Genomic DNA, 21494 nt, shown 5'->3' on the forward strand with positions numbered 1-21494 from the left:
ATCAATAAATAATTGTACCTCTTTTTAACCATAAATGCTATACCTCGTTATGGCATAAAGAGTTCCAACGACTGCATGTTATTCCTGCTGGATACTATTTACCGGATTTTGCAGCGCGGCGCGAATTGACTGATAACTAACCGTCAACAAACCAATACCCATTGTGATGATTGTAACCATGATAAAGACACTGGCTATATTCCATCCCAAATCAATACGATATGGAAAGTCTTGAAGCCACTGCATAGCCAAATAATAAATTACGGGCCACGCGATAATATTCGATATTACAATCAACTTTATATAATCCTTTGACAATAATGCCACAATACTGGGTATAGTAGCACCCAATGTTTTGCGAATGCCAATTTCTTTGGTCCTCCGCGATGCAGTATATGATGCCAAGCCAAAAAGTCCCAGACAGGCCACAAAAATACACAGCAACGAAAACAGGCTTGCCACACTGCTCATTTGTGATTCGGATTCATAGATCTCCTGCAGCTTCTCACCCTGGAAAAAATACGTGAACGGATCAATGTGGTTTACTTCTTTCCAGACACTTCGCAGATCGTCAATTCCTACGTTCGTACTTCCACCCGCCAATTTTACCGTAGCAAATTCTATATTTCGCACCGTGGGACGTTCGCCCTCTACCAAGTTTATAACCAGTGGCGAAATTTCTTTTTTTATAGAGGTGTAATTGAAATCCTCGACCACCCCAATAACCTGGAAAGGGGTACGCTCATCCTCGGCCGTAGTATAATAAAACTGTTTTCCCAGACCATCACGAGGAGTTTCGGCCCCAATCTGATTTAACATAGCCTTATTAATTAAAATAGCATTGTCCGCATCAGAAGGGTGATCGCGCGAAAAACTTCGGCCGGCCAACAACTTAATGCCGTAGGTTTCCAAAAAATCGTGTTTAACATGCAGTGTCATATTCGTGGGGGGTGCATCGGGCTGATTAGCCGGTGAATATTTTGAAAAAAACTGCCGATCGGATCCCAAAATTTTACTCATCCCCGTCACATCATTTATATGAGGACTCTGCAATGCCTGCTCTTTAAATTGATCAAACTCCCATGCAATTAACGTTTGCGTAATCGGCATTATAACCACCTGTTCTTTATCAAACCCCAATTCTTTGCTTTGCAGATGCTGGAGCTGCAAGTACACAATAATCGTCCCAATAATTAACATCACAGAAAGGGCAAACTGAAAGATCACCAAGCCCTTTCGAAGCCCCTTCTCATTGGCACTACTTTGTGTACCCTTTGACCCGTGCATAATTGCCCTGGGGTTAAATCCCGATAAATACAGCGCCGGGTACAAGCCAGACAGAATGGTTATCGTCGCAAATAACAGCAGTAATCCGATGACTACTTGCGTACTGCCCAATAGGTTTAGACTTAATGACATCCCCAGCAAGCTATTTACCCAGGGCAGTGACAGATAAACCAAGAACAGTGCTAACAGAAATCCCAAACCTGTTACCAGTGCCGACTCTCCCATGAACTGTCCCAGCAACTGTTTCCGTTGCGCTCCCAATACTTTGCGCATACCCACTTCGCGTGCTCGTTCGGTAGAACGCGCTGTGCTCAGGTTCATAAAGTTAATTGCAGCAATCACCAAAATAAGTCCTGCTACCACTGAAAAAAGATAGACATAAAAAATAGATCCATTGGCTTCCATCTCCTGATCCAAATTGGAATACAAATGGATATCAGTTAGCGCCTGCAACTGCAGTGATATTGTTTCGCCCTCCTCACGATTGGCATAATTTTTATCCACAAATTCGGGGAGCTGGGCTTCCAGCTCTTGTGGAGATACCTCATCGTTCAGCTTCACATACGTCCAGCAGGGATTCCAAAACCATCGCTCCATAAATGCCCGGGATCCATACAGCTCTGGCAGACTGTTCATGGATACTAACATATCAACCTGAAAGTGAGAGGTTTGAGGCAAGGCTTCCATTACGCCGGTAACCGTAAAATCCTCAACCCCTTTAAAGGTAAGTTGTTTGCCGATAGGATTTTCATCCCCAAAAAAGCGACGTGCCTGCTCTTCGGTAATAACGGCCGACATCGGATCATCAAGTACCGTTTGTGAGTTTCCGCGGACGAGATCGGCCGAGAAGACATCAAAGAATGTAGAATCCACCACATAAAAATGATTAACTCGGTACGAATCCTCCGTTTCCGCATTTTGGATGGTTCGCACCTCCTCTTGCATATCAAAAAAGCGAACAGTCTTCTCAACCTGACCGGGATAATCATTTTCTAAGGTAGGGGCTACAGGGAAAGGGGTAGTAGCACTGGTCTCCGACTTAGATGAGGTCTCTGTTTTCTGTGCAACACGGTAGATGTGTTCTGACTCCTCATGAAACTGATCATAACTAAGCTCAGTAAGTACGTAAGCAGCAATAAGCAGACAACTGGCAATACCGATTGCAAGACCTAATACATTAATCAATGTAAAAATTTTGCGCTTGCTCAAATTACGAAGCGCAACCTTTAAATAATTCTTGATCATAAAACCTGGTGTTATAGTACCCTAATTGTATCTAACGTTTACCAACGATGAGAGTAGAAGAGCACCAGAAGATAACTTTGTTACAAAATTAACACCCGGATTAAAACAATCTAACACAACACTATTTATACTGTGTCAGATATGGGATAATATCTTCTCTTAACAGCTCGAATACTGGTTCTTTATAAGAACGCGACTGCGTAGCATTTTGTAGTGCACCCGTGAGAACTACAACCGCATCTAAATCGGGAATTATAAAGATATACTGCCCGCCAAAGCCCCATGCAAAATAGACCTTTTCTTTCCCTACGAGCTTATTCCACCACATATATCCATAATTGTACGGATTATAATTGCTTCGAGTATATGTCTTAAAAGAATCAACCACCCACTTTTCAGAAATAATTTGCTGACCGTTATATCGACCTTTATTCAACATCATTTGTCCAATCTTGATCATACCCTGCGGTTTCAGTGCCATATTGTTACCACCCATATAATATCCCTGTGGATCCCGATCCCAGCCTCCAACCTCAATGTTCATCGGTCTAAACAGGTATTTTTCAGCAAATGCTTTTGTTGTCATTTCCGTGGCTTTTGTAAGAATAACCGACAGCAAATGAGAAGTACCCGTACTATACGCCATGTCACCGCCCGGCTCTTTCTCCAGTGGCTGGTCCAATGCAAATTCAACCCAATTGTCACTAACCACCCAACGCCCATAGTTATGGAAGCTGGTTGTTTCCAACCCCGATCGCATCGTCAGTAGATCTTTAATCGTTATCGACTCTTTGACTGAATCCGGATTGGCTTCAAAGTAATCCTTAAAATAGGGGCGAATAGATTGCTCAACATCCTCGATATATCCTTTATCTACGGCAATACCTACAAGTAGCGAGATAATGCTTTTCGCTGCTGATTTGATGTTCGTCGTTTCCCCATTACGAAGTCCATCAAAATAATATTCTGCCAAAGCCTGTCCATCCTTTTGAATTAATAAACTGGTTACAGATGGAATGGCAGATACGTTATCATGGATTTGATCAAGCGACAAAGAATCTGCAGGAGTATCTCCATCTGATCGTGACGGCATGCCCAATAAAAGGGCAAAAACCAACATAAGGCTTAGTAATCGAGCAATCATAACGATCAACTTTTATTCAAAGACAGCATATCTTTTTTAAGTCCTGATTGGATGAGATCGTTCCCCGCCAATCCCTATTCACCTTTCTAAGATAGGTACTATTCACTCCGTAAACTTTCTATGGGATTAGCAGAAGCAACCCTAATCGCCTGCCAACTTACCGTTACCAAGGCAATAATTATTGCTATTATTCCGGCAAGCAAAAATACAGTGTATTCAATGTCGATACGGTAGGCAAAATTTTGCAACCATTTATTCATCACATACCATGTTACCGGTACGGCAAGAATAAATCCTGTTAGTACTAATTTTAGAAAATCTTTACTCAACAACGTTACTATCCCCGATACATTAGCACCTAATACCTTTCTAATACCAATCTCTTTTGTACGGCGTTCTGCAGCAAATGCTGAAAGCCCGTACAATCCCATACAAGCAATAATGATGGCAACAATGGTAAACAAGATAACAATGCGTCCCAACCTAAACTCGGTGCGATACATTGCATCAAATTTCTCATCTAAAAACTCGTATTCAAATGGCCAATTTGCGGCATACTTCTCCATTTCTGACTCAATTATCTCTAACCCCTCTGTAATATGATCCGGCGATAAGCGCGCCAACAAATTCCCTCCCGAGCTCCATGATGAAGGTTCAAAAAGTTGCAGGGTAACCGGTTCTATCTCTTCCTTTAACGATCTGATATGAAAATTTTCAACAACCCCGATAATTTCTCCCTCTTCTCTAAAGGTAACTGTTTTACCAACAGCTTCTTCTGGCGTCCAGCCCAACTCTTCAGCCCCCTTTTCATTGAAAATATATGCCTGCGTACGGTCTGATGATAAATCCCGCGAAAAGAAGCGACCGGCTACTAAATCAATATCCAACAATTCCAAAAATTTATAATCAACTACTGAAGGGGCAAACATAATGGTTTGATCAGAATCTGTTTTAGCCTGGGATGAAATCCTTTCTGGCCTATATCCTATCCTGACAGCATACCCACCGGGCATACTGCTTACCACTGATGCGTCCTGTACAGAAGGATGCTGACGCAATCGATCCTTCAGGTTTTCTCGGTTATCCCACGCTGCACTACTGGGCAAACTAACTGATACAACCTGCTCACCCTCAAAGCCCAGATCCTTCTCCTGGGTATATTGCAACTGCTGATACACAATAAATGCACTGACAATAAGACTCGTTGCCAGTGCAAACTGAATAACTACCAGAGTTTGCCTAAGCCACGACCCTGAACTTCCCTTCTTACTCTTATTTTGTAATACTGAAACCGGAGCAAATTTCGAAAGATACAGGGCGGGATACATTCCAGCCAACACTCCTACTACAATAGAGGCTAAAAGTAATCCCAGCAAAAAAGTTATATTGACCTGCCAATTCAAATTAGTGCCAAACATCTGATTAAAATAGGGAAGAGTCACTACCGAAATAATTCCGCCAATTATAAATGAACTAAAACTAAGCAAAACCGACTCTCCCAAAAACTGTGCTACCAACTGTGGACGGACCGCTCCCAACGTTTTTCGAACCCCTATCTCTTTGGCACGAATGGAGGTACGTGCCGTCGCTAAATTGATATAGTTAACACAGGCAATACTTAAAATAAAAAGTGCTATAGAACCAAAGAGGTACAGATAGGTTCTATTTCCTGTAAATCCCGAACTATTACTAAGCTCAGAAAGATGTAAATCCTTTATTTGCAAACTGAAAAATGACCGGCTTGGGTCTTCTCCCTCAGGTATGTCATAATGATTTTTTACTAATTGATTGAACTGTGCAGGCAATGTGTTTATTACCTCAGGCGATGACAGCAAAGCATATGTATGGTGCGCAAAAGCCCGCCAGGCCGACATATCTCGCCCCCAGGCCGGCTTTGTCTGGTAGGATATAAGCATATCAAATTGGATGGTGGAATTTACTGGCGGATCTTCTACAACAGCTCCCACCTGCAGCATTTTAACCGTATCTCGTTTTTGCCAGTATACCGGTCGGCCAACCACCTCATCTGCATAACCAAAAACATTTCGCGCCGTTGAACGACTTAACAGAATCGTATCAGGATTATCCAGCACTTCCCGGGGATTACCCTCAACCACACCAAACGAAAACAACTCAAAAAAATCCGGTTCAGCGTATTTGGCATCGTCTATTTTTACGTAGTTTTCTTTATCACCACTGAGCAACAGATTACTTTCGTAGCTAACCCGTGTTGCCCGTTCAATACCAGGTATCTCTTCAACCATCGTCTCAGCCAGTGGATAGGGCGTAGTGCGACTTCTTCCCCACTGGTCATTTTCCACCCCTACTGAAATTAACCGATCCGCTTTTTTATGAAACTGGTCAAAACTCAACTCTTCATGCACATATAATGCTATGAGAATACAGCAGGCCATCGCCACGGATAATCCCAACAGGTTAATACCCGCGTAGCTTTTGTGCTGGCTGAGGTTACGCAGCGCCGTCTTGATGTAGTTAAGTAACATATACCTGGAAAGTTTAGCGTCCCATAAGAAACGTATCTTGACAACAAAGAACCCTCAAATGCTATACATGAAATCCTTCTTCGACCTCCTCCTCTACAATTTTTCCATCGAAGAGATTAATCGTACGATTAGCGTAGCCCGCATCGTGGGGTGAGTGAGTTACCATCACAATGGTCGTGCCCTGCTCGTTGAGCTCTTCCAACAGCTGCATAACTTCGTTGCCGTGATCAGAATCAAGATTACCCGTAGGTTCGTCGGCAAGAAGTAATTTGGCATCCGCAACAACGGCCCGAGCAATAGCCACGCGCTGCTGCTGTCCGCCCGATAGCTGTTGAGGAAAATGGTTACGACGATGCATCATATTCATGCGATCGAGGGCAGCCTCGGCTTTTTCTTTGCGCTTTTGTTCCGGCTCTCCCAGATAGAGCAGAGGAAGCTCTACATTTTCAAACACTGTAAGTTCATCAATCAGGTTAAAACTCTGGAATACAAAACCAATGTTCCCTTTTCGCAGTCGTGCCCGCTCTCGCTCTGATTTATCTGACACCTCATAATCCAAAAATTGATACGTACCCTCAGTCGGATTATCGAGCAACCCCAGGATATTCAACAGCGTCGACTTTCCGCATCCCGAGGGACCCATGATGGCACAGAATTCTCCTTCTGTTATTTCAAGATCGATGCCGTTTAGTGCAGTAGTTTCAACTTCATCAGTCGTGTAAACTTTTTTTAGATTATTGGTCTTGATCATAGCTTTTTGTATTGGTTGATGGTCAGTTTTAATACGTCACAAACGATAAAATAGCCTTTTGTCTTTCATCTAAGTTTTCCGTAATCAGCCTATTGCAAATTCAATACTTCATTATCTCCAAAGGTATCGTAGCCCGAAACTATAACTTTGTCCCCGGGTTCAAGGCCAGATAGTACTTCAAAATAATTGGGATTCTGTCGGCCGAGCTGGATATCCTGCTTCACCGCCCGATCTCCATCATCTGTAATTTTATACACCCAATTCCCCCCGGTCTTTTGATAAAATCCTCCTCGCTCGAACTGTAAAACCTCCGCCGAATTACCCAGCATCAATCGAATCCGAAGTGTTTGGCCACGCCGTAAATTGCCGGGGATGGTATCCGTAAATTCCATATCAACCTTAAACTCTCCATTTTCCACTGCCGGGTATATTTTGGTGATTTCCAACTGATGGCGCTGTCCATTAAAATCAAATACTCCTTGTAGCCCCGGCGTAATTCTGGAAAGATGATATTCATCAATCTTTACACGCACCTTATAGTTATCCAGAATATCAACTTGTCCAATGCGCTCGCTGGATGAAATCGACTGCCCGGGATTAAGCTCAATGGTAGACAACTGGCCCGATATAGGCGCCGTTACCACCAGTCGATCGAGTATATTTTGCACGGCATCCAAGTTGCGCCACATACGATCCAGTGATTGATCAATTTGTTGAATCTGCTGATCTGATTTAATAGAATCCTGTTTAAAGGATGCATATATCAACTCGTGGCGCTTTTGCTGATACTCGTAATTTTCACGAATCTCCAGGAACTTCTGCTCGGCAATAAGATCTTTCTCAAAAAGTTCTTTTTCTCGCTCAAAATTTGCTTTCGTTACCTCTAACGCATTCTTGGCCTCTGCCAACCGCTCTTGCAGGCTAAGGGTATTCTGCTCGATATTAAGTCTCGAATTTCGAGTTTGATTAATCTGATCATAAATAGCAGAGGTCTGCTGCAAAACGCTCAGCCGCAAATCTGAATTCGAAAGTGTAAGGATAGTATCGCCCTGTTGTACCATCGCCCCCGACTCTTCATATATCTCATTTACAACACCGCCTTCTACCGCATCCAGGTAAATCGTTTGAATGGGCTGTACCATACCAGATACCTGTATAAACTCCTGGAAAGCTCCCTCTTCAACCTCACTGATATTCAATGTTTCACGCTCGACATTCAGGGTAGATCTGGAATCAAAAAAAACAAAACTGTATACAAAAAAGGCCAGAAGTGCTATACCCGCAGCGATCAGTGCTAACCGCTTTGCACCCCACCTCTTTTTCTCAATTTTTTTGTCCATTCCCTCACTGGAAATGCGTTCCCCACTATTAGGCATTATTCTGCACCCTTTTTTACAAAAGTCCTAAATTGTACTGTCAATTACCAGTATCCCGACATACGCCCGATACAATCCTATAAGTTTTTCAAGAGAAGGAGAGCATCCATTTGTTACAAAATCCATTTAACACCGTGGATGAATTGCTTCCGATCTATTAGCAGCTACACTCCCAAAATATCATCAATCCGATTTTTCAATCGCCTGTCATATTCTTTGCGTTGGTGCGAAGGTACCGAAAAGTGATATTCGGGATTCGTTATTATTACTTTTGTCTGTTTCTCTGCAACACGTTCCACCACCACTTCTCCCTGGTCCTGCTGAACCGACTGATTATTAACTGCCACCTGAGAATTAAAAACAATGGTGTATTTGTTTCCGTCATCCGACTTCTGGGCAAAACTTATATTTAATGAACTACTTCGTATTGCCTGTTCAACCGTTTCCACCATTTTGTCAAATCCATACTCATAAGTAACAGAGCGATCCCCGGCTGTATTTTCCAATGATCCACAACTTTGAAAAAGAAAAATAATTACTAATCCTACTGTCCAAACCTTTACTTTTTTAAAATTCATATAGAGTTGAGCTATTAGCTAAAATTTATATCATCAATACAGCTATTATAAAAAAATTGCGCGTTATCTCTACATACACTCTGTTGTGGGATTATTGGGCTCTGCAATGTACCTTATTAACAAACGTATCTAATTGATTGTGTTTCGGCTTTTTACTTTCACCTCGTATATTTCAGTCAACTAATACTCACTTTTGGACTGTAACCCTATGCCAAACAAGCCGCTGCTTACGGTCGCTATTGTCGTTCAAAACCATCGGGATGTTATTGAGTCAACCCTGACTTCACTTTATGACATCTCGGGCATACCACTTGAACTTTTTATCGTTGATGATGGATCAAGCGACAATAGCGACGAGGTTACTCAATCGGTTCTTGATTATTATCAGCATGAACAAACGTTTTATTTTGCTCGCAAAAAACCAGCCGGACTCGGAAACAGTTTAAATGAAGTGCTTTCACAACGAAATGGCCGGCTTTTTTGGGCTCCCCAAACCATTGCGGATATCGATGTTGAACAATTAAGCCTTCGTCTTGAGCAACTAACAGAATCCACAAAAAGTGTCGTTGCCCTGCAGGGCCAAACGTTGCCTACAAACTACAAGGAATGGCTTTCGCTTATCAGCCAAAAAAATTGGCCACAAAATGGATCGTTTATTTGGGACTTATCAGCCCTTTCGCCCGGTAACCACTTTTTTAACCCCTACCTAACAGCTTTTCACGGACTGGAATTGGCAGCACGTCTCGGTGATATACCATCGGTAAAAACAACCAAAAATTGGTTTTCGCCCAGCAGCTTTTTTGAAACTACAGAACCGGATTTCACCCTTCGGCAAGAGCTATTATTAACCCTGCTTCGGCGGGCTGATTATGGCGGATCAATGCGGGAGGCTGTGTTGGAAGCCATGCAAAACCTTCCTGCCAAAACGAAAAAATCCTATGACAATGACTTGCTTAACGAAGCCGTTCAGATGAAGCAGGATGGACGTTTTAATGCCGCCCTCGAACTTATTGAAGAAGTGCTGCAAAACAATCCCAGCCATAGTGCCGCCAGTAATCTTAAAATTGAAATCCTGGAGAAAAAACGACGATTTGTAGAAGCTTCTGAGCTCAAACATCAGATCTCAAAATCGCAGCAGCAGAAAAAATCCTCCTCTCCTCAACCCGAAACCATTGATACCGAAGAGGAAGATGAGGATATAAAAATAAGCGTCATTGTGCCCACTACCACCTATGGCAAGCCGGCCCTAGAACACTGCCTCCTTTCACTTTCAAAACACTGCGCTACCGCTAACCTTGAACTGATTGTCGTTGACAATGCAAGCCTGGACAACACACACGATTATTTGGATGAACTACGGGAAAAAAACTTTTTAAACTGTAAGGTTATCACCAATAAAAAGAATGCTGGATTTGCAGCCTCCGTTAATCAAGCGCTTGAAAAAACAAATGGCAAATATGCATGCATCATCCATAACGATATCGAGTTTGTGGATGATGCGATTGGCAAGCTCAGTTCCTTAATGGATGAGAACCCGGAATTTGCCGTCGTTGGTCCCACTACCAATAAAACCCTTAATCCGGACCAAGCTGCTAAAAATATAGAAGAATCCGCTCCCGATCTGATCCGTGCCGAGTATCTAGACAGCTTTTGCATGATGGTACGCACCGATGCCGGCCTTAAAATGGATGAAACGTTTCAACTCGCTTTTTTTGAGGATATTGACCTCTGCTTCCAAGCCCGGGCCAAGGATTTTAAAGTAGGTATTGCCCCCCATATAGAAATCAAACATCACTTTGGAACTACTACTTTTGCCCTGGATCTGGATACCGAAAGTGAGCAATACTGGAAAAATGTTTCATACTTCAATGAAAAGTGGGATATCGAAGTCTTTTCTGAGGATGAATTGAAGTCGCTCAGTACTTTTGACCAACTTTTGGCTTTGGATGATATTGTTAACCCGCTGTTTCCCGAACAAAAAATACAGGACCAATTTAACCGTCTTTTTACTGATGAAATAAAGACTGAGATCTTAAACTCCCAACACGACGACGACGTTCTTTGCAAGCTTGTACACTTGTTTATGGTGATGGGCGAACGGGAAATCATGCGTCGCTTGGAAGACCGGCTTGATAATATTGATATCCCCGCTCCACTTATCTATCAATTGGTTCACTTCTACTTTGAGCGAAATATTTATTCGCGATGCACTCATTATCTCAACCGGCTTAAACAACAAAACGAATCACTGCGGGCCGACCTGTATCGCCTGGCGATACTTGTTGAAAATAAAGATTTAGATCAGGCTATCCCCCGACTTAAAACACTTATGGAACACGCCCCGGCCAACCCGATGCTATACAAACTGGCGGGAGACATCCACAAGTTCAGTGGAAACAAAGAGGAGGCACAATCATTTTATGATTTGGCTGAACAAATCAATCCTTTTGAATTTGCTAATGAAGAAAAAGATGCTTTCGGATTTACGTTGTAGGCAACAGGTCACATCCTAAAATAAACACGACGGGCTTAAAAAAAGAAAGGCCCTACCGATCAAAGCAGGGCCTCCACTATTCATCAAGAGAGACGCCTAAAAAGGCGCCTTGTAATATGCATAATTATACCGAGGTTTCAAAAATTTAATCTATCCTTTTGTACCCTGTTATATTAATTACGGGCCATAATTTCGACGGTATTGAGCAATTTTTTTAACCCTTCTGCCGTATCCAGCTTATCATTTCGTTCGTAGCTATTTATCAAATTTCGGATACAGCGAGCTAAGATTTCCTCTTCAGTGCTAACCTCAAAATGTTCACTTCGAGGCTCAACACCATTTTGCTTTAAAAAATAATAACACTGGTCGTAGGTCACCACCTTTCCGTGATCAAAGGGGTCAATAAGCAAAGCTTCATTGCTACTTTTAAACTTCATCATAAAATGGATGGGCATGTTCATCCCATAAAAGGGAAGGTCTAATCGACGTGCTAAAAACAGCACAATAAGCGCCAGTGAAATGGGTAATCCCCGGCGACGATCAATCACACGGTTTAAGTACGAGTTATTGGGGTTATAATAATCGGTCGTGCTACCGCTAAAACCGAGTTCATGAAACACAAAATTCAAAACCTTATGCATTTTTTGGGTTTCACTCAGCGAATACCGGACATCATCGGCTATCATATCGGCAAAACGATCCAGTTTTTTCTTGTATTCGCGTTCGCGAAGGGTAGGGTTATCAAATCGCGACAAAATAAGCACAGCATTCTCGAGCTGCTCCATATTATTGACGCCTCCCTCGAGCACATCCAAAAAATCCTCTTCAACGCTCCCAAAGGTAATATGCTGGATAATTTCATTGATAAGCTCCCGGGCCTCATTATCGTCCGTCTCATTTTTTTGCTCATCCAGCAGGGGTACAGCTGTTTCGCCAAGCTCAAACAAGCGATTTCGCACCTGCGACTTCACATAGGGGTCGGGGTCTTCCAATAAATATACAAGAGATTCTATTTCGGCTTTATTAGCTGCCATTTTCTTTGGGAATACTCACTTCCGTTGTTAGTCTAATTACTTTTTGCAACAGCTTTGGTCATTAAATCGTGCGAAAATATAGAGAAAAACTTTTTGAATTTTCTACTTAATTCTCAATTTAAATATTGCCTGCTCAAAGCGTATATTTGGCCTCGTGTAGTTAGCTTATCGGCATAGTTATTAACCTTTTTAAGAAAAACTTTCATGCAACTTTCTGTTCGATCTGAAACCGGTTTACTTAAGAGTGTTATTGTTCACACCCCTGGAAAGGAGGTTTCGCTGGTTAACCCCGAGCTCAAAGACGAACTCCTTTTCGATGACATCATTTTTGAGAGTGACGCGCGTAAAGAGCACTTGGATATGCTAAAAGTTTTTGAGGCCGCCATGCCCAAAAACGGTACCATCCACGAAATAACAGATCTTTTTGAAGAAGCCCTCTCTGCTGAAGATGCCCGGGGATATTTTATTGAACAACTTATCAAACAGCTTCCACAAGAAAACCTTAAGGCTATTGAACAAGATTTATTTCGTCTTTCCGCCACAGAGTTGCTGCGGTTTGTTATAGATGGTGCTACGCCCTCAATTCCAGAATTTAACATGCACCCCACGCCTAACCTTCTATTTACACGAGACCTGTCGGCAGTCATTAACGACAGTATTTTGCTTTCTCAGCCTGCTAAAAAAGCACGCATGCGCGAAGCCATTTTGATGGACACACTCATTAAGTTTCATCCCTTGTTTGATAACATTAGGAAAAATACGATTTCTATTACCAAGCAGGAGTCTATCGAGGGGGGCGATGTGCTTGTTGCTTCAGACAAGGTAGTACTCATTGGCATGAGCGAGCGTACCTCGTTTAGCGGACTAATGAACGCCACTAAAGGATTGCTTGATCAAGGCGTTGAACATGTTCTTGCTGTTGATATTCCCAAACAGCGGTCATCCATGCACCTCGATACTATCTTTACGTTTGCAAGTCCGACCGAGTGCGTAGCTTTTCCACCAGCTATCACCGAACGCCAAAATAATGTAGTAGCATTACGGTCACAAAATGGATCTATAATATCGGAGTCGATGCCTTCGTTAAAACAAGCGCTCGAAGAACTTTTGGAACGCGACCTGACCTTTATTAATTGCGGCGGCGCCAATCGCACCAATCAATTCCGTGAACAATGGACGGATGGTGCCAACGTTTTTGCCATCGCACCAGGTATTATTGTGGGCTACGAACGAAACACAAATACATTTAATGAGTTGAAAGAACATGGCTACCGGTTGATGAATCAATACGAATTTATTGAAGAATATAAGGATGCACTTTTTGATCCTGCTGACAAAAAAATTGCTATCAGTTTCTTAGGCCATGAACTTTGCCGGGGACGCGGTGGCGCACGCTGCATGACCATGCCAATTGCAAGAAAATCATAACAAAGCGTATCACCTTTGGAGAACAAACCAACCTATAAAACGGACGTATACATCGACGATTTTTCTGAGCCACCAACCATTTGGCAAACCATGCGCCGAACCCTTGACCCGAAAACAGTTGGCAAACATCTGGCCCTTTTTATCATCACTGTATTTACTGTTTCTTTTGCCGGAGCTGCTTTTGTAGGATTTACACCCTCATATTTTCCCCTCGGACTTCCTTCGCTATCCGACTTTTACCGCGGACTCCTTTTCGCCGGTCTTCTTTTAGGATTTCTGGGCGTGCACGAATTCGGCCACTATTTTGCGGCGCTATACCATCAGATAAAAGTAACCTTACCCTACTTTATTCCCATTCCGCTGGGCATTGGAACAGTAGGGGCTGTCATCCGCATCAAACAAAAAATTAACGATACCTATAAAATGTTTGATGTCGGTGCTGCAGGTCCATTGGCTGGATTTGTCGTCTCCCTTGTGGTGCTACTTTACGGGTTTTCCACTCTGCCCGATGCGAGCTACATCCAAAATTTTGCCGGACACGAATCCGTAAAAGAGTATGTAGCACAGAATGGCATCTATCCCGACAGTCCGCAACAAGAAACCAATGGAAATGTACTTATCGTTGGCAACACCTTACTGTATGGATTTTTAGCCTCCTTTTTCGAAAACGTGCCCCCCATGTGGGAAATGTATCACTATCCCTTTTTATTTGCAGGATGGCTGGGACTCTTCTTCACGGCACTGAACCTAACGCCCATTGGTCAACTCGATGGGGGCCATATTTTATACTCTCTCTTGGGATTTAAAAAACACCAAACCGTAGCACGAATCTTTTTTGGCGTACTCGTCACACTGGGAGGAATTGAGGCTATACCCTTTATTCATCTATCCCTTGGTGAATATGCCTATTCATACGGTTTGTTGAGCTGGATAATTTGGGCAGGAGTGCTGATGATGCTTCTCCGAAAGGGTTTTCGTGATGATTTTGAGTGGATTTTACCAGTCTTCATCAGTTCATTAACCATTGCTGCATCATACCTGTTTTTTATCGTCGGCAACCTAACGACATCTGGCTCGCTTATCTGGGTCTTTTGGTCATTTTTTATCGTCTTTTTTGTGGGAATTGAACATCCACCGGCACTCCGCGAACGCGAGCTTGACCCTACCCGAAAGACCTTAGGATGGCTTTGTATGGTGATTTTTGTACTCTGTATTAGTCCCAATCCATTATATTTAATCTAACATCGTTTTCCTTATCTTTAGGTTCATTTACAACCCCAAAACCCTATCACTTTAATGCGTTATTTATTTCTCTCTCTCATTGCACTTCTTTTTATCTCATGCACTAACGAAACACCAAAAAATGTAGCTGAACGGGTAGACCAGCTTATTGCTGAAGACAATTATACCCAGGCACTCAACATTCTTAATGATGCCGATGCTGAAGAAACGGATACGAATCTGAACGAACTTAAGGAGAAAACGTACCTTAATTACGGGCTGTATCTTGAGTATCGCGGTCCCGAAGGCAGTACCATGCGTGATCGTATGACATCGGCACTGGAACAGTATATTGAAGTGCTCAAAATCAATCCCGATAACCAAAAGGCGCGGACCGAAATTGACCAGATTATGAGTATATACAGCACTATGCCTGATAAATCTCCCGGTGATGAAATTATTAGTGAACTTAACAAACTGGGTTTTGATTATTAATAAAAAGTGAAACAGCAAAAGGCAGAAGTACCTTACATTACACATTTACCATCTGCCTTTTCACACGGCCCAGTTAAAACTTATATTTAAAATGAGGGTCATTCTTTAACAAAAGCATAGTCAATAAACCCTAAAACATGTCCAACAACTCAACACCCACCATTAAGAACCGTAAAGCCCGTCACGAGTATCATGTCGAAGAAACATATGAAGCGGGTATTGTTCTAAGGGGAACAGAGGTAAAGTCACTCCGCGAAGGAAATGCCAGCCTTGGTGAAGCATTTGCATATATTAAGAACGGTGAAGTTTGGCTCAACGGCATGTATATTAAACCATACAAGCATGCTACTTACGAAAATCATGATGAGCGCAGAGAACGTAAGCTGCTCCTTAATAAGCGCGAAATTCGTGAGATGGATAAAGCCGTTAACAAAAAAGGGTATACGCTGGCTCCGCTAAAAATGTACTTTAAAAAGGGCTATGCTAAAATCCTTATTGGGATCGCCAAGGGTAAACAGAAACATGACAAGCGCCAAGACATTAAAGAACGCGATACGAAACGCGAGCTCGAGCGCAAATACAAAGGCACCTACAAAGTTAACATGTAACCGGCACTGCCATGTTCGGCTTTAAAAAATGGCGGCGTAAACGCCTGCTTAACAAACCTTTTCCCGAAGATTGGCTCCCCATTCTTAAAACTAATGTTCCTTATTACAAACATTTGCCCGGCGATCTTCAGAAAAAGCTACAGGGACTTACCCAAATTTTTATCGCGGAAAAACAGTTTGAGGGTTGTGCCGGACTTGAACTAACAAATGAAATTAGAGTCAGCATTGCAGCCCAGGCATCCATACTGTTGTTGGGTATTGATGACCTTTCTTACTTTTATGAAGATCTGCGCTCGGTACTCGTATATCCCCAAAAGTATGTAGCTAAGGTAAAACAGCGCAACAACGGCTTTTTTGTAGAGGAAGGATTTGAACAACGTCATGGCGAAGCTTGGTCGCACGGCTATGTTATCCTGGCCTGGGATGAGGTTCAAAAAGGAGCTTCAGATATCCATGACGGTGAAAACTTAGTATTTCATGAGTTTGCCCACCAGCTGGATTACGAATATGGTGCTACGGAACAAATTGAACATCGAGCAACAGATTCACACTTTCTCTCGTGGGCACGTATCGTAGGTGACGAGTACCAAAAATTTTTAACGAGCATCCAACAAAATCAACAAACGCTCATTGATCACTACGGAGCCACTAATTTAGCCGAGTTTTTTGCTGTAATAACCGAACTGTTTTTTGAGCGGCCCATAGATTTAAAAAAGAAACATCCGCAGCTATATCAACAGCTCTCAAAATTCTATCAGCAAGACCCTGCCAGCTATAGCAAACCGTAATCTCGGTAGCCGCTTTTAATCACCGAATTGAAACGCTTGTATTTAGTTCGGGATTATTTTTTAGCGTCTGATAAATCACGCAATACCGCTCAGTCAATTCGATAAGCTTTTCTATTCTTTTGCCAGAGGCCGCTGTGTCTAACTCAAAATTCAAGGTGATAGATTTAAAACCTACCGGTGCCTCTTTTGATACAGCCATTGTCCCCCTGAAATCAAGTACCCCTTCTGCCCGAACGGTTCCCTCGGCAATCTCAATCTCCATGGCGGTTGCTACCGATTTTAACGTCACCCCCGCACAAGCAACGAGCGCTTCCAATAGCATATCACCAGAACAGGTTTGCGTGCCATCGCCCCCCGTTGCCGGATGTAATCCTGCTTCTACCTCACCCGCATCCGTTGGAACATTACAGGCAATACCCTCTCCTAACTTTCCCTCAGCCTCCAAGATCCATTCGGCTTTTTCGGGACTCGTCTTGTATTTTTCCTTAAGTGGAGCTTGAACCGCACGTAATTCTTCCTTATCCATGATCGATTTTTCCTTTATTCTATCTCAATTTCGGTCAAAAATAAGTGATCTCAAGACCGTATCCCACCTATTATTTTTGAGATGTCGCTACCGGCATATTTTGTGGGAATAATGACAAATATGGAGTCTGGGGTTCTAATTCCGGGCTTATTGCCAAGGGAACGTGCTCACCTTTGGGGCCCAGCGATTTTATATATACATAAATTGCGCGCATATCTTCTTCACTCATCCTATTAACGTTCATCCATGGCATCGGTGGTAAAGCTTTCCGATTCTTCAGTGTTTTTACCCACGTTTCTTCATCCCATTCCTGAACACGCAACCGCAAGTTCGTAGGATAGGTCGTTCCCCATGGGCCCCGCCAACCTACGGCAGACCCCATCAGCCAATCTTCTTCAGGCACTTGTCCGCCCATCATCAAGTATCCATCTGTGTGACAATCATTGCAACCCGTAATAGTTACCAAATACTTACCTGCTTCAATGGGATTATCCCATTTTACATGTAGCGTCTCAATCACCTCATCTTGTTCAGCTTGTGCAGAACAACCTGTTAACACTGTGACCACTAATAACCCCACAACTAATTCTTTTTTCATACTCTCTTCTCCCTTATTTTGATATTTTTCCGAGTTTTATCAACTCAATTATATTTTATAAATATACTTTACCTTTCGATATCATGGAAGAAAATATTACGTGTTAACATTCTGTTTTTACTTATGTTGCATTCCCATTGAAAGCCAAAAGGCCGCCCTGTTAAGGCAGCCTTTTGATGTAGTTTCTAAGGATGATCTGTAAGCCGAATTCTGTATCCCGACAGCTGTCAGGATGGCAATCATTTATCTGGTCCCCAAATTACTTTGGGGCTCGAGCACTCTACCCGGCTGTATTGCGACGAGCAACGCACAGCCTGCATGAGCTTGCACCCCGTGAGGTTTGCCATGCCTCCGAATGTTACCACCGGAGCGGTGAGCTCTTACCTCGCCTTTTCACCTTTTCCCCAACGAATCAGGGTAGTCTATTTTCTGTGGCACTGGCTAACCGGTTTCCCGGATCTTCCCGTTAGGAAGCACGGTGCTCGTAGGTGTTCGGACTTTCCTCACGCTATGCAGCGAGCGATTGCCCGATCATCCTAAATAATATGTTAAAGAACATCTGCTCAAAAAACGAAAAGATGTACAATATCGTATATAAATACTGTACATCTTCAAAATACCACTAAACCAACAAAATTATTACAACGACAGCTCCTCTTTGGCTGTTTCGAAAAATGATGGATGCACCACAATGCGTCCACTGTTTTCGTCAATAATAATTTTATTCTTTTTGCGAACCTCAACCTGAGTTTGCGGAGGCAACGCCATCCCTAAAGCTGCACCACGCTCCATGGGTACAACAGCAAGTCCATTTGATAGTCCATTGCGTAAACGCTTATAGCTTTTCAGATAACGTTCATCAATATTTTCTTCGACCTCTTCACGCTTCTCTAAAAGCATATCTTCTTCTTTCTGCGTATCCTTCTTGACCTCTTCAAGATTTTCATTTTTTTCTTCATGAAGCTCTTTGGTATCCTCCAACTTTTCTTGAAGTTCTTCCATCTCAGGACCGACCTCTTCAAGACGGTTTGTGATCTCTTCCAAACGAGACTCAGAATTTTCAATAACCTGCTTTTGCGACTCGATCTCTTTGGTCAACGCGTCATATTCGCGGTTATTCCGGACCGACATCTGCTGCTCTTCGTACTTCTCCATCTTATTTTGGGCATCTTCAATCTCAAGCTCCAGGTTATCGCGCTCAACCTTCAGCTCTTTTTCCTCTTCCTCAAGCCGACTGATCTTTGCCTCAAGTCGATTTATATCGGTTTCGATATCCAGAATTTCCTCCGGCAAATCGCCACGCAGCTGCTTAAGCTCGTCTATTCTGCTGTCGATATATTGAAGATTTGCTAATTGTTGTAGTACTTCTTCCATAGATTATATTACGTCGTTTATTCCTGCGGATTTTATTTATTAAGCATCAGGTACATATACCTGCATAGGGTTGGTGATTACTTCGGTTTCAAGAACGTCAACATCTTCAAATGCTTCCGTTAGTTCTTGCTGAAGGGCCGCCACCACTGGCACTTCACTTTCATAATGGCCTACATCGACCAGTAAAAAATTATCAGTATCAGTAAAATAATCGTGATATTTAATATCAGCTGTTACAAATGCCTGCGCTCCCTCTCCAATAGCAGTGCCCGTTAATGAAACCCCGGCACCGCCACATACAGCTACCTTTTTAATACGATCCACCGATCCCGAAAAACGTACTGCTGTAACATCAAGCGCATCAGCTACCGTATCCAAAAACTGTTGCTGAGTTAATCCTTTATCGCGATAAAACCCAACCACGCCCATACCTACATTCTTCGATGGGCTGGCAACTTCCATCACCTGGAAACTTCCATGATGAAGTAATCCATTTTTCTCAAGCTCTTTTTCCAACTCTGAAACATGATGTTCATCAATAATCGCCTCATAGGTATATTGATGATCTTTTTTGCCTTCTACCTTGTAATAATGCGCCTCTTCCGCTGAATAATAATTCAACAATTTAAGCACCGAATCACTTTCAGAATGATTCGTTGTAAGCACAATTTTTCGACTGATATTGTAGCTGTTATCCAAAAACTTAAGATTCTCGAGCCCCAACTCTTTGGCCAGTACAAATGAAACCCCATCAAGAGCTGCATCTAAATTAGTATGGGCGGCAATGAGCCCAATATCATTTTTTATCAGCTTAAAAATAATTTTACCCTGCTCATCGGTGGGATTAATACGATCAATACTTTGAAAAATGAGCGGGTGGTGTGCGACGATTAAATCACAATCGTTCTCAAGAGCTTCGTTCACAACATCCAGCGTAACATCTAAACAGGTGAGAATCTTTGAAACTTGCTGGTTGGGATCTCCTACGAGTAAGCCAACATTATCGTAGTCGAGCTTTGTGCTGGGCGGTGCCCACTGGTTTAGGAAGGTAGAAATATGCCGAACCTGAATATTCATCTGTGGTTTATCGGCCCCCATGCTTTAGCATTCCTGTTTTATAGCACCTGAGGCGATACAAAAAAATATCAGAGTCGAAATAAAAAATACTCAGAGCGTGAACGGTCAATTTACATTCGATTCTTTAATTCAGACCCTTAAAATACCATTTTAATCCCTTTCTTAAAAGCTTATTTTTAAGTAATTAAACCGCGTTGATCTATCAAGAAATTATCTAAATCAGTATTAACCAAACGTTTCAAACACCCTTTTTATGCCCAACGATATTTGTCACAATCTGGAAAACGTACAACAACGCATAACAAAAGCTTGCAAAGAAGCTGGCCGCAGCCCAGATGAAATTACTCTTGTTGCCGTAAGCAAAACCAAACCTGTTGATGACATCAAAGAAGCCTTTAAGTGCGGGCAGGTTCATTTTGGAGAAAATCGTGCCAGGGAATTGCAGGACAAAATGGAAGACTATGAAAATAACGAACTCCAGTGGCATATGGTCGGAAACCTGCAAACCAATAAAATAAAATACATGGTTGAACGGGTGAACTGGATTCACTCTATAGAAAAGTCGAAGTACCTGAGTGAAATTGAAAAGCGTGCCTCCCGAATAGATCGCGTCATCAACACGTTAATACAAATAAATATTAGTGGCGAAGACCAAAAAAGTGGATGCGAACCCAAAGACCTAAAAGAAATTCTGAAATATGCACAAGGCCTTGACCATGTACGAGTTCGCGGCCTTATGGGGATGGCAACGTTTGTAGATCCCGAAGACGTGGAAAGCGTACGACCAGAATTTAAGATGCTTAGAAAGTTACGGGATGACCATCGGAAGTACGAAGCTGAAAATGTAAGTCTTAACGAACTTTCGATGGGAATGACAAACGATATGGAAATTGCTATTGAAGAGGGCTCAACAATGGTCCGGGTAGGACGCGCAATCTTTGGAGAACGTAACTACTAAGTAAAATT

At 42.5% G+C, this 21494-nt stretch carries 18 protein-coding genes and 1 other RNA gene; 7 read left to right on the top strand and 12 right to left on the bottom strand.

Features of this window, described 5'->3' with window-relative positions; all coding sequences use genetic code 11:
- Window positions 1-78: 78 nt before the first annotated feature.
- The 6 genes from AAFH98_RS03525 to AAFH98_RS03550 all read right to left on the bottom strand — a co-directional run bounded on the left by AAFH98_RS03525 (window position 79) and on the right by AAFH98_RS03550 (window position 8885).
- Window positions 79-2532 carry an ABC transporter permease gene (locus AAFH98_RS03525; RefSeq protein WP_342521293.1) on the bottom strand — a complete coding sequence of 818 codons (2454 nt, stop codon included), beginning with the start codon at window positions 2530-2532 and terminating at the stop codon, window positions 79-81.
- Between the two features lie 121 nt (window positions 2533-2653).
- Window positions 2654-3676, bottom strand: coding sequence for a serine hydrolase domain-containing protein (locus AAFH98_RS03530; RefSeq protein WP_342521294.1), 1023 nt, complete (start codon window positions 3674-3676; stop codon window positions 2654-2656).
- 98 nt (window positions 3677-3774) lie between these two features.
- Complete coding sequence (locus AAFH98_RS03535) at window positions 3775-6180, bottom strand: ABC transporter permease (protein ID WP_342521295.1); 2406 nt, start codon at window positions 6178-6180, stop codon at window positions 3775-3777.
- Between the two features lie 61 nt (window positions 6181-6241).
- On the bottom strand, window positions 6242-6931 hold the full coding sequence (locus AAFH98_RS03540; RefSeq protein ID WP_342521296.1) for an ABC transporter ATP-binding protein: 690 nt from the start codon (window positions 6929-6931) through the stop codon (window positions 6242-6244).
- A gap of 89 nt (window positions 6932-7020) precedes the next feature.
- Window positions 7021-8307: an efflux RND transporter periplasmic adaptor subunit gene (locus AAFH98_RS03545; RefSeq protein ID WP_342521297.1), complete on the bottom strand. Its 1287-nt coding sequence runs from the start codon at window positions 8305-8307 to the stop codon at window positions 7021-7023.
- Window positions 8308-8471: 164 nt separating this feature from the next.
- The gene (locus AAFH98_RS03550; protein ID WP_342521298.1) at window positions 8472-8885 is read right to left on the bottom strand and encodes a hypothetical protein; all 414 of its coding nucleotides are present in this window, start codon (window positions 8883-8885) and stop codon (window positions 8472-8474) included.
- 208 nt (window positions 8886-9093) lie between these two features.
- On the opposite strand from AAFH98_RS03550, the gene AAFH98_RS03555 reads away from it, so the two are divergent.
- Entirely contained in the window at window positions 9094-11379 is a 2286-nt protein-coding gene (locus AAFH98_RS03555) for a glycosyltransferase family 2 protein (protein WP_342521299.1), read from the top strand.
- 173 nt (window positions 11380-11552) lie between these two features.
- On the opposite strand, the gene AAFH98_RS03560 is transcribed toward AAFH98_RS03555, so the two are convergent.
- Window positions 11553-12413, bottom strand: coding sequence for a SirB1 family protein (locus AAFH98_RS03560; protein WP_342521300.1), 861 nt, complete (start codon window positions 12411-12413; stop codon window positions 11553-11555).
- Window positions 12414-12617: 204 nt separating this feature from the next.
- Here AAFH98_RS03560 and AAFH98_RS03565 point away from each other — a divergent pair, with 204 nt between their 5' ends.
- The 5 genes from AAFH98_RS03565 (at window position 12618) to AAFH98_RS03585 (ending at window position 16953) form a co-directional block, all read left to right on the top strand.
- Window positions 12618-13841 carry an arginine deiminase gene (locus AAFH98_RS03565; protein WP_342521301.1) on the top strand — a complete coding sequence of 408 codons (1224 nt, stop codon included), beginning with the start codon at window positions 12618-12620 and terminating at the stop codon, window positions 13839-13841.
- Window positions 13842-13856: 15 nt separating this feature from the next.
- On the top strand, window positions 13857-15083 hold the full coding sequence (locus tag AAFH98_RS03570; protein WP_342521302.1) for a site-2 protease family protein: 1227 nt from the start codon (window positions 13857-13859) through the stop codon (window positions 15081-15083).
- Between the two features lie 54 nt (window positions 15084-15137).
- Window positions 15138-15557 carry a hypothetical protein gene (locus tag AAFH98_RS03575; RefSeq protein WP_342521303.1) on the top strand — a complete coding sequence of 140 codons (420 nt, stop codon included), beginning with the start codon at window positions 15138-15140 and terminating at the stop codon, window positions 15555-15557.
- A gap of 137 nt (window positions 15558-15694) precedes the next feature.
- Entirely contained in the window at window positions 15695-16165 is a 471-nt protein-coding gene (gene smpB, locus AAFH98_RS03580) for an SsrA-binding protein SmpB (RefSeq protein WP_342521304.1), read from the top strand.
- Between the two features lie 11 nt (window positions 16166-16176).
- A complete protein-coding gene (locus tag AAFH98_RS03585; protein WP_342521305.1) occupies window positions 16177-16953 on the top strand; it encodes a M90 family metallopeptidase in 777 nt (258 codons plus the stop codon).
- A gap of 19 nt (window positions 16954-16972) precedes the next feature.
- Here the strand turns inward: AAFH98_RS03585 and AAFH98_RS03590 are convergent, their stop codons facing one another.
- The 5 genes from AAFH98_RS03590 to AAFH98_RS03610 all read right to left on the bottom strand — a co-directional run bounded on the left by AAFH98_RS03590 (window position 16973) and on the right by AAFH98_RS03610 (window position 20549).
- Window positions 16973-17479, bottom strand: a complete 507-nt coding sequence (locus AAFH98_RS03590; RefSeq protein ID WP_342521306.1) for an OsmC family protein — start codon at window positions 17477-17479, stop codon at window positions 16973-16975.
- Between the two features lie 70 nt (window positions 17480-17549).
- Window positions 17550-18077: a c-type cytochrome gene (locus AAFH98_RS03595; protein ID WP_342521307.1), complete on the bottom strand. Its 528-nt coding sequence runs from the start codon at window positions 18075-18077 to the stop codon at window positions 17550-17552.
- A 183-nt stretch (window positions 18078-18260) separates the two neighbouring features.
- An RNA gene (rnpB, locus tag AAFH98_RS03600) (RNase P RNA component class A) lies at window positions 18261-18616 on the bottom strand.
- 100 nt (window positions 18617-18716) lie between these two features.
- On the bottom strand, window positions 18717-19451 hold the full coding sequence (locus tag AAFH98_RS03605) for a zinc ribbon domain-containing protein (protein ID WP_342521308.1): 735 nt from the start codon (window positions 19449-19451) through the stop codon (window positions 18717-18719).
- A gap of 39 nt (window positions 19452-19490) precedes the next feature.
- Window positions 19491-20549 (bottom strand): Nif3-like dinuclear metal center hexameric protein, encoded by a 1059-nt coding sequence (locus AAFH98_RS03610; RefSeq protein ID WP_342521309.1) that lies wholly within the window; start codon window positions 20547-20549, stop codon window positions 19491-19493.
- Window positions 20550-20781: 232 nt separating this feature from the next.
- Here AAFH98_RS03610 and AAFH98_RS03615 point away from each other — a divergent pair, with 232 nt between their 5' ends.
- The gene (locus tag AAFH98_RS03615; RefSeq protein WP_342521310.1) at window positions 20782-21486 is read left to right on the top strand and encodes a YggS family pyridoxal phosphate-dependent enzyme; all 705 of its coding nucleotides are present in this window, start codon (window positions 20782-20784) and stop codon (window positions 21484-21486) included.
- Window positions 21487-21494: the final 8 nt, after the last annotated feature.

The organism is Fodinibius sp. Rm-B-1B1-1 (genome assembly GCF_038594945.1).
In the GTDB taxonomy this organism is placed as follows: Bacteria; Bacteroidota; Rhodothermia; order Balneolales; family Balneolaceae; genus Fodinibius; species Fodinibius alkaliphilus.

Excerpts from the sequence above, each read along its gene's own strand:
- smpB (WP_342521304.1), top strand. The coding sequence starts at position 15,695 with ATGTCCAACAACTCAACACCCACCATTAAGAACCGTAAAGCCCGTCAC.
- AAFH98_RS03585 (WP_342521305.1), top strand. The coding sequence starts at position 16,177 with ATGTTCGGCTTTAAAAAATGGCGGCGTAAACGCCTGCTTAACAAACCT.
- AAFH98_RS03610 (WP_342521309.1), bottom strand. The coding sequence starts at position 20,549 with ATGGGGGCCGATAAACCACAGATGAATATTCAGGTTCGGCATATTTCT.
- AAFH98_RS03615 (WP_342521310.1), top strand. The coding sequence starts at position 20,782 with ATGCCCAACGATATTTGTCACAATCTGGAAAACGTACAACAACGCATA.
- AAFH98_RS03535 (WP_342521295.1), bottom strand. The coding sequence starts at position 6,180 with ATGTTACTTAACTACATCAAGACGGCGCTGCGTAACCTCAGCCAGCAC.
- AAFH98_RS03525 (WP_342521293.1), bottom strand. The coding sequence starts at position 2,532 with ATGATCAAGAATTATTTAAAGGTTGCGCTTCGTAATTTGAGCAAGCGC.
- AAFH98_RS03555 (WP_342521299.1), top strand. The coding sequence starts at position 9,094 with ATGCCAAACAAGCCGCTGCTTACGGTCGCTATTGTCGTTCAAAACCAT.
- AAFH98_RS03565 (WP_342521301.1), top strand. The coding sequence starts at position 12,618 with ATGCAACTTTCTGTTCGATCTGAAACCGGTTTACTTAAGAGTGTTATT.
- AAFH98_RS03575 (WP_342521303.1), top strand. The coding sequence starts at position 15,138 with ATGCGTTATTTATTTCTCTCTCTCATTGCACTTCTTTTTATCTCATGC.
- AAFH98_RS03545 (WP_342521297.1), bottom strand. The coding sequence starts at position 8,307 with ATGCCTAATAGTGGGGAACGCATTTCCAGTGAGGGAATGGACAAAAAA.
- AAFH98_RS03605 (WP_342521308.1), bottom strand. The coding sequence starts at position 19,451 with ATGGAAGAAGTACTACAACAATTAGCAAATCTTCAATATATCGACAGC.
- AAFH98_RS03560 (WP_342521300.1), bottom strand. The coding sequence starts at position 12,413 with ATGGCAGCTAATAAAGCCGAAATAGAATCTCTTGTATATTTATTGGAA.
- AAFH98_RS03550 (WP_342521298.1), bottom strand. The coding sequence starts at position 8,885 with ATGAATTTTAAAAAAGTAAAGGTTTGGACAGTAGGATTAGTAATTATT.
- AAFH98_RS03595 (WP_342521307.1), bottom strand. The coding sequence starts at position 18,077 with ATGAAAAAAGAATTAGTTGTGGGGTTATTAGTGGTCACAGTGTTAACA.
- AAFH98_RS03590 (WP_342521306.1), bottom strand. The coding sequence starts at position 17,479 with ATGGATAAGGAAGAATTACGTGCGGTTCAAGCTCCACTTAAGGAAAAA.
- AAFH98_RS03540 (WP_342521296.1), bottom strand. The coding sequence starts at position 6,931 with ATGATCAAGACCAATAATCTAAAAAAAGTTTACACGACTGATGAAGTT.
- AAFH98_RS03530 (WP_342521294.1), bottom strand. The coding sequence starts at position 3,676 with ATGATTGCTCGATTACTAAGCCTTATGTTGGTTTTTGCCCTTTTATTG.